3 protein-coding genes are annotated in these 7,082 nt (G+C 74.1%); 2 read left to right on the top strand and 1 reads right to left on the bottom strand.

The window, feature by feature from the left end; genetic code table 11:
* Nucleotides 1–199, top strand: a 199-nt coding sequence (locus tag VFG42_RS26165; protein WP_324911794.1) for a hypothetical protein, incomplete at its 5' end; no start/stop codon positions are given.
* A 57-nt stretch (nt 200–256) separates the two neighbouring features.
* Here the strand turns inward: VFG42_RS26165 and VFG42_RS26160 are convergent.
* Complete coding sequence (locus VFG42_RS26160) at nt 257–2,782, bottom strand: phosphoenolpyruvate synthase (protein ID WP_324911793.1); 2,526 nt, start codon at nt 2,780–2,782, stop codon at nt 257–259.
* A gap of 413 nt (nt 2,783–3,195) precedes the next feature.
* On the opposite strand from VFG42_RS26160, the gene VFG42_RS26155 reads away from it, so the two are divergent.
* Nucleotides 3,196–6,639 carry an HtaA domain-containing protein gene (locus tag VFG42_RS26155; RefSeq protein WP_324911792.1) on the top strand — a complete coding sequence of 1,148 codons (3,444 nt, stop codon included), beginning with the start codon at nt 3,196–3,198 and terminating at the stop codon, nt 6,637–6,639.
* Nucleotides 6,640–7,082: the final 443 nt, after the last annotated feature.

Raw genomic sequence — 7,082 nt, 5'->3', positions numbered from 1 at the left:
CGGCGTGACCGCCGTGTCCCGGACGATCGCCAGCGCCCACGGCGCCTCGCTGACCGCCCGGCTCACCGCGACCGCGCGCAAGACGCTGGCCCGCAAGGGCAAGCTGACGGTCAAGCTGACCGCCACGTTCACCCCCAAGGGCGCGAACAAGGCCCAGCGCGTCACCAAGACGGTGACGATCAAGACCAAGAAGAAGTAGGACCCACACACCCCAAGGGCGATGCCCCGCCGCCGCCCACGGCGGCGGGGCAGCCGCTCAGGACAGCAGCTCGACGTAGCCGTCGGTCCCGTGCACGCGGATCCGCTGGCCGTCGCGGATGAGCTCGGTCGCCCGGTCGAGGCCGACGACCGCGGGCAGCCCGTACTCGCGGGCGATCACGGCGCCGTGGGTCATCCGGCCCCCGACCTCGGTCACCAGGCCCGCGACCGCGACGAACAGCGGCGACCAGCTCGGGTCGGTGTGCGCGGTGACGAGGATGTCGCCGGGGCGCACCTCGGCGTCGGCCATGTCCCTGATCACGCGGGCGCGGCCCTCGACGGTGCCCGCCGAGACCGGCAGGCCGACCAGCGCGCCGTCGGGCAGGTCGTCGCGCCGGTAGGACCCGGCGATCGCCTCGCCCTCGGAGGTCAGCACGCGCGGCGGGGTCAGCGTCGCGTCGGCGGTCAGCGCCCGCCGGCGGCGGGCGGTCAGCGCGTGGTCGACGGCGTGCGTGCGCGCGGCCTCGCGAAGCTCCTGGAACGTCAGGAAGAACGCCTCGTCGGCCTCGTGGAGCACGCCGGCGGCGACGAGCCGGCGCGCCTCGGCCAGCAGGGCGTTCTTGTAGATGAAGTAGCGGCAGATGATGTGGTACTTCGGGTACTCGCGGTAGCCGCTGAGCGTCCGGACGCGATCGATCATCCGCTTGGCCTCGTCGGCCTTGCGCGCTCCGTCGGGCAGCGCGCGCAGGCGCTCGAGCACCTCCCGCTCCTTGTCGGCGGCCTCCTGGCGTCCCCGCTCGAAGCGCCGCGCGCCCTCGCCGGGCGCGAAGTTCCCGATGTTGCCCAGGATCAGCGGCACGAGCGCGCGGGGGCGCTCGCTCCAGCGCGGCCGCGTGAGGTCGATCTCGCCGACGCAGCGCATCCCGTACCGGTCGAGGAAGGCCTCGATCGCCGCCCGCGCCTCGGGTCCCCCGGGCAGCGTGGGCAGCGCGGCGAGGAAGTTCTCGTCCTCGGTCTCCCGCAGGAAGGCCACCACCTCGGGATGGGGGCGGATCGCGTCGGCGACGTCCAGCAGCGCGAGCCCCATCTCGGCGGTGACGTCGCCGGGCACCGACTGGGCGAGCGTGTCGGCCGCGCCCCTGTCGCCCAGCCAGGACCCGAGGTGCTCGCTCAGCCACCAGGCCGCCTCCATGCCCGCCAGGATCAGCGGGATGCCACGCGGGTCGAACGTCACGCGCCGCAGCTCGACGATGTCGTCGCGGATGAGGTCGAGCACCGCGGGGCCCGACAGCGGCGCGACGGCGCGCGCGAGGTCGGCCAGCGACGCCTCGGCGCCGGCCACCAGCTCGGCGATGAGCGCCGGATCGGGCTCCGGGAGCGCGGGCGGCGGGCCGGGCGAACGGTGCGCCGGGCCGTCGTCGCTGTCGTCGTCGGCGATCGTCGGCACGAAGCCGCGGTCGACGACCGTCCGCAGCGCGTCACCGATCAGCGGATCGGAGCGTCCGAGCGCCGCCACCGTGGCCGCGGCCGTCGCGGGGGAGGCCAGGCGGTCGGTGACCTCCACGAACAGCCGGCTGCCGGCCTCGTGCATGACGGGCTTGGCCGTGAGCTGGAAGACCGAGAGGCCCAGCGGCGCCATGGCGTCGGTCATCATCTGCCCGTGGCCGACGGAGACGTAGACGCGGGGCGACGCGTCGGGGGCCGTGGGGATCGGGAACAGCGTCGTGATCGGCCGGCTCTGGACGAACGCGAACCCGTCGTCGGCCAGACACCACTCGATGTCCTGCGGGCGGCCGAGGCGCGCCTCGATCGTCCGGCCCAGCCGCGTGAGCGCGAGCGCCTGCGCGTCGGTCAGCACCGGTCGGTCCTGCCGCGCGGCGCGGGCGACGACCGCGTCGTCGCGCACCGCGAAGCGGTCCGGGTCGGCCGCGCCGGAGACGAGCGCCTCGCCGAGGCCCGCGACCGCCTCGACCGCGGCGACCCGGCGGTTGCCGGTCACCGGATCGGCGGTGAAGAGGACGCCGGCGGCCCGCGCGTCGACCATCCGCTGCACGACGACCGCCATGTCGACCGCGCGGTGGTCGATCCCGTTGCGCAGGCGGTAGGCGATCGCCCGCTCGGTGAACAGCGAGCCCCACGCCCGGCGGACGTGCTCGAGGACGGCGTCCCGCCCGACGACGTCGAGGTAGGAGTCGTGCTGGCCGGCGAACGAGGCCGTCGGCGTGTCCTCGGCGGTCGCGCTGGAGCGCACCGCGTAGGCCGCGTCCTCGCCCAGGCGCGCCAGTGCGGCGACGATCGCCGCCGCGACGGCGTCGGGGATCGCGACGCGCTCCAGCGCCGTCCGCAGCGCCGCGCCGTGGACGCGGATCGCGTCGCGATCGTCGGCGCCCAGGCGCGCCAGCTCGTCGAGCCGGCGGCCGATCTCCGGGATCCGCGCCCTGGCCTGCCGGAAGGCGTCGGTCGTCACGCAGAAGCCCGGCGGCACCTCGATGCCGTCGATCCGGGCCAGCGCTCCCAGGCCCGCGCCCTTGCCGCCGACGAGCGCCACCTGCCGCTCGTCGACCTCGTCCAACCCAATCACCATGTGTTGCCCGCTGCCCATCGTGTCGCTCCCGTCGTCGCTGTGCGGCGGGCGATTATGGGGCATGCCCGGGGGCTTGAAACAAGGCCCCCTGGTGGGGATACTCTTGAGGGGCGGGGAGTCGCGCGCCGGCCCCGATCCCCAAGCCAAGATGTAGGTCCTGTGCCCCGCCTCCGAGCGGGGCTTTCTCGTTGTTGGGGCACATGCGGCCGGGCGGCGGTCGAGGGCTCGGTCGCATCCGCGACGCATCGTGGCCGGCCGGCCGCTAGAGTCGCGACTCCCGGTGTTAGGGCACCCTAACTCCGGCGCTCTCCCAACTCATCCCGCGAGGTCCCGTCGGCATGCCGTCCCTGTTGCGCTGCGCTCGTCCGTCTCGTCCGTCTCGTCCGTCCATCGCGCTGCTCGGCGCCGCGCTGATGTCGTGCTTGTGGTTCGTCGCGACGCCCGGGTCCGCGCGGGCCGCGGAGCCGGTCCCGATCGCCGAGGGCACGCTGTCCTGGGGCGTGAAGGGCACGTGGCGCACCTACATCGGCGGCGGGACGATGTCCCCGGGGGTGACCCAGGGCGAGGACGGGGCCTACAACTTCCCGATCGCGTCGGGGACCTACGACCCCGACGCGCGCACGACGGTCGTGCGCGGCAGCGGCTCGGTCCACTGGCAGGGCCATCCGTGGATGCTCGAGCAGCACATGCCGGTGCCGCCGGGCTGGACCGGCTCGCGCGACATCTTCCAGCTCGACGTCACGTTCAAGGACCCCGAGCTGACGATCGGCCGCGACCGCTCGGTGCTCACCGTGGAGGTCGTGTCGCGGCTGCTGGCGACGTGGGAGATGATCGACTACGGCCGCATCGTCATCGGGGAGGTCGACGCGTCGGCGGGCACGCCGACCGTCGCCGGCGACCGGACGACCTGGACCAAGCTCCCGGTCGCGTGGAGCGACCAGATGCCCACGATGTACGAGGCCGGCGTCTCCGTCGACCCCGTCTCGCTCACCTACGTCGGCCCCGGCGGCGCGCCGGACTTCGCCGAGCGCTGGTCGATCCCCGGCGGGACCGGCGTCGCCCAGGCCACCAACGAGACCTACGGCGAGACCAACGCCTGGAAGGACTGGTGGAAGGACGAGGCCAACGGGCTGGTCCACCACACCGCCCGCACGGAGGCCGGCGCCACCGTCACGCAGGCCTTCGACCTGGTCGCCGGCCGGAACGTCGAGGACCCGATCCCGCTGACCACCGAGATGCAGAACGCGATCGTCAACGACCCCAAGACGAGCACGTTGTACTACCAGTCGGTGCGCAACGGCGCGGTCGACACGGCGCTGAGCTTCAGACGCCAGACCGGCTACGAGCGGCGCGCGCTGGCGCATCCGTTCACGATCGTCGACAACGCCCGCGCCCGCGCCAACGGGTGGGACGCGCGGCGCGGCCGCCTGATCCAGCTCGTCCGCGAGCGCCCCGACGACGTCGCCGAGGCCGACTACGAGCACTACCGCTGGACCGTCCACACCTTCACGCGCGGCGACGACGAGGCGTTCGCCGAGCGCACCTACGCGCTCCCGGACGGCCCGGCCGGGTTCAACGCCGACTGGTACGCGGGCGAGTTGAAGGTGTTGCCCGACGGCTCGTTCGTGGACCTGCGCCAGCCGATCGCCGGTCAGGACGGCGCGACGCCGCCGGCCACGATCGCCCTGCCGCGCGTGACGCTCGACGACGGCACGGACACCGCGACCGTCGCCGACGTGCCCGGCTCCGCCGTGCCGTGGACCACCTTCTCGGGGCTGAAGGGGTGGCGGTCCGCGTTCGTCAGCGAGCGCCACCTGGCGCTCGTGACGGCCGGCAGCGGCGCGCTCCCGACCAAGGTCCTGCACTACGGCTACGCCGACGGCGTCCTGGAGCCCGACGCGCGGATCGGCGAGATGCCCGTCACGTTCCTCGCCGCCTACGCGATGGATCCGGTCGACGGCACGGTCTGGCAGAACGACAGCAAGGCCCAGCGGTTGATGGCCGTGCGCGACGGCCGCGTCGTCGCCGACCTCAAGCCCACGATCGTCAACACGGTCAACGCCATCCGCGACATCGGCGTGCTCGGCGACCAGACGCTGTGGTTCACCTCCAGCGCCGGCAGCCCGGCCGGGATCTTCGGCGTGGACACCGGCATCGCGACGTTCGCGCACCTCGGCTACGCGCCGAGCGTGACGGCGCAGCCCGATGACGCGTCCGTGACCGTCGAGCCGGGCGCCGCCGGCGCGGTCACGTTCACGGCGGCGAGCACCGGCACGCCGGCGCCCGAGCTGCGCTGGCAGCGCCGCGCCCCCGGCTCGGGACGCTTCGCCGATCTCGCCGGCCAGGTCGGCGCGTCGCTGACCGTCCAGGCGGCGGCCGCCGACAACGGCGCGGCCTACCGCGCGGTCGCCAAGAACGCCGCGGGCGAGCTGGCGACCGACCCGGCCAGGCTCGAGGTCCGCTACCGCCCGACGGTCACCTACGATGTCGTCGACCGCGGCGGCGTCGAGGGCGACGACGTGACCTTCGACGTGCTGGCCAACGGCTCGCCCACGCCGGAGATCACCTGGCAGCGCCGCGTCGGCGGCTTCTGGCAGGCGGTCGACGCCGCGGACGGGGACGTCGCCGTCGACGACAACAAGCTCACGGTCAGGGCCGTCAACCGCGACATGGACGGCACGCGGTTCCGCGCGCTGGTCCGCAACGCGGTCGGCACCGCCACGACGCGCGCCGCGACGCTCACGGTCAGGGCGCCGGTCACCGAGCCGGTGACGTTCGGCTCCGGCACGTTCGACTGGGGCTTCGCCAACCGCTGGCGCTGCTACGTCGTGGGGTCGGTCGCCCGCGGCGGCATCGACGTCAGCGGTGGCGTCACGCGCGTGCCCGGCACCGAGGCCACGGGCAGCCTGTGCCCGGGCGCGGGGGAGGGCTCGCGGGCGTTGCGCTTCCCGGTGCTCGGCCAGGGCTATGACCCGACCACCGGCCGGCTCGAGGTGCGCCTCGGCGGGACCGTGCGGTTTTGGGGCCACGCCCACCACGTGCCCGGCGACGCCACGCCGCAGCTCGACACCACGTTCTCGCGCCTGCGGCTCGTCGCGCAGGGCACGACCGGCACGATCTACGCCGACGTCGTCGGGGCGACCATGGAGCACCCGGAGCCGGTGACGCGCGTCGCCGTCCCGATCGCCACCGTCGACCTCGACCAGGCCGGACCGACGCCCGACGGCGACGTCGGCCTGAGCTGGAGCGACGCGACCACGAAGCTCACCGCCGAGGGCGCCGAGGCGTTCGGCAGCTACCCGGCCGGCGAGCCGTTCGACCCGGTGTCGATGGCGCTGCGCTTCGGCACGCCGCAGGCCGACGACTCGGCGCCCGAGACCCCCGTGATCGAGCAGCCGATCGTCCCGGCGTCGCCGGTCGCGCCGGTCGCGCCGCCCGCGTCCACGATCGACCCGGGCGTCACGCCGGTCCCGATCGCCGGCGAGGGGACCCGGCTCACGGCGCGTCCGGCGCGGTTCTCGATCGGCACGGCCGTGCACACGCTGGGCACGACCCGCACCGCCACCGTGGCGACCGTGACCTGCGCGGCCAAGACCACCTGCGCGCTGACCGCTCCGAGCAAGGCGAAGATCAGGATCGCGGGCAAGTCCTACACCATCACGATCGCCGCGCCCAAGCGCCTCGCCGCCGGCCGGAAGGCGACGATCCGCATCGCGCTGCCGAAGGCCGCGCTGAGCCGGCTCCGAGGCCGCACCGCGACCGTGGCGTTCACCGTGACGGTCAAGGCCGGCGGCGCGAAGGTCGGCCAGCAGGTGCGGGCGAAGATCCGGGCGGCGAAGGTCGCCGCCCGGTCCTGAGGCGACGCGCGCGGCCGGCCCACCGGGCGGCCATCTGGGGACGCCCGTGAGGCGCCTGGGAGAAATCTGCGCCTCGCACCTGCCAAACAGGAACGTCTAGGTTTACGGTACGGCGTCGTTCCGTTTCGGCGATCCCCTTACGGTCGTCCGGAGCTCCCCGTCCAGCAGGAGGAAGAGTTGCTCAGGCTCCATTCGCGCTGTCTGTCCCGGCGGCGCCTTCGCGCTGTCGCGATCGTCTACAACAGCTACGGGACGTTCGGCGGCGCGCCGAGCGTCAACTTCACGGCGTTCTACCGCAGCGAGCGCACCGCGACGGAATGGACGACGTCGACGCTGTCGCCGACGCAGACCGACGCAGACCGACGCAGACCGACGCGGTCGACACGTCGCTGTCCTCGTCGCCCGGGCCGCAGGACTTCTCGGCCGACCTGCGGACGATGTGG

It is taken from the genome of Baekduia sp. (assembly GCF_035685985.1).
In the GTDB taxonomy this organism is placed as follows: domain Bacteria; phylum Actinomycetota; class Thermoleophilia; order Solirubrobacterales; family Solirubrobacteraceae; genus Baekduia.
This window is presented reverse-complemented; position numbering and strand designations above follow the sequence as displayed.